Below are 1,455 nucleotides of genomic sequence, written 5' to 3'. Positions count from 1 at the left end.
TTGATTTGATCCAGTAGAAGCAAGACTGCTTAACTGGGCAAAAGCATACACATACAATCAGTTGTACATGACTTGGAACACGCTCTGCGTCGCAACGCGCAGAGCGCTTCAGGAATTTATTTGGTTTGGTGATCATAGCGCGAGCAAAACACCTGGTCCCATCCCGAACCCAGCCGTTAAGTGCCGTAGCGCCGATGGTACTGCGTCTTAAGACGTGGGAGAGTAGGTCATCGCCAAACCTAATAAGTTCCTGATAAAAATAGTATCTCTCAACGATCAACAGAATAACAAAACCGCCGCAGCTATAAAGCTACGGCGGTTTTCTGTTTTTTTTGGGGGGGGGCGAATGGAGCGTTATCGGCACGCCTCTGTGCGCCCAAACTCACGCGCGAACCTTGGCGAAGCGAAAGTTAAGGGCGCTGCCTCAAATCTCAAGAAAAATCTGAATTTTATGTGCGAATGCCCTTGCAGCCCTCGCGCTATAAGTCTAAACGGAGGGCATTGGCGCGGGATGGAGCAGCCCGGTAGCTCGTCAGGCTCATAACCTGAAGGTCGTAGGTTCAAATCCTACTCCCGCAACCAAGCCTATCGAACTTTTGTTCGCAAAGCCGCCCTTCGGGGCGGCTTTTGCGTATGTCATTGGGAACTTTGTCAAATCTCCCTCGATGCCCAAAAGGTGCCCGCCTTCCTCCACTTCCTCGACGCTGATGGTTTCCACCAGAACCCGCAGAATATCGCGTGCATGGATGACCAATTCCGGTTCTGCGAGGATCGTTTCCAGCTTTCTGACATGCGCAGCGTAGACCTCTTCCAGGTCGGTTGGCAGCATCGGCCGGGCGTCTTCAATCTGCCGCTGTTGGGCCTGTAATTTGAGCTTCCGCGCTTCAGCCTTCGACAGGGCTTCAATGAGGGCAGGGCTGTTCACGCCGGCGAGGATCGCGTCGGTTCCGTTACGGATTTCAGTCTCCACCGCGCGGATCTGGCGGGTGACCGAAGCGCGGTCGGCCTGAAGCGACTGCGTCGCATCAGCGAGCGCCCTCGCATACTCCTCACGGAAACGCTTGAACGCATCCGAACCGAGCAGCGCGCGTTTCACGCCGCCCAAGACGGCCTGTTCTGCTTCGTCCTTCAAGAGCCCTGTCATGCCGGTGCATTGGGTTGGCCCCTGTTCTTTGGCCGTTTTGCAGTAGTAGCGTTTGTGCACGGTGCCAGCGATCGTCAACGGCCCACCGCATTTGGCGCAGCGCAGGAAGCCCGACAGAAGAAACTTGGGGCGCGGGCCCACGCCCCCGCTGTTGGAGCCCCGCCGGGGTTTGACCTGAAAGCTGTCCTGGCGCGCCTTGACCTTCGCCCAGAGGTCCTCGTCGATAATCCTCAGTGTTGATTGTCACTGAGAACTGACCCGGTATTTTCACCGAGATTTGACCCACCCTCAGTTATGCGTCGTGGTCTATG

1 protein-coding gene, 1 tRNA gene, 1 rRNA gene and 1 pseudogene are annotated in these 1,455 nt (G+C 56.0%); 3 read left to right on the top strand and 1 reads right to left on the bottom strand.

From position 1 onward, the window contains the following. The first annotated feature begins 124 nt into the window (after positions 1–124). From rrf to O4H31_RS19445, 3 genes are all read left to right on the top strand, one after another. Positions 125–239 (top strand): 5S ribosomal RNA (gene rrf, locus O4H31_RS19455). Positions 240–505: 266 nt separating this feature from the next. Beyond that, positions 506–582 (top strand) — tRNA-Met (locus O4H31_RS19450). A 94-nt stretch (positions 583–676) separates the two neighbouring features. Next, a complete protein-coding gene (locus tag O4H31_RS19445; RefSeq protein WP_269348177.1) occupies positions 677–868 on the top strand; it encodes a hypothetical protein in 192 nt (63 codons plus the stop codon). Positions 869–1,105: 237 nt separating this feature from the next. Here the strand turns inward: O4H31_RS19445 and O4H31_RS19710 are convergent. Next, a pseudogene (locus tag O4H31_RS19710) lies at positions 1,106–1,285 on the bottom strand (zinc ribbon domain-containing protein); the annotation flags it as partial. Positions 1,286–1,455 lie beyond the last annotated feature (170 nt).

Source organism: Sulfitobacter dubius, from assembly GCF_027214245.1.
Classification (GTDB): domain Bacteria; phylum Pseudomonadota; class Alphaproteobacteria; order Rhodobacterales; family Rhodobacteraceae; genus Sulfitobacter; species Sulfitobacter dubius_A.
The sequence above is the reverse complement of the archived record's forward strand: the minus strand, read 5'-3'. Positions and strand labels throughout refer to the sequence as shown.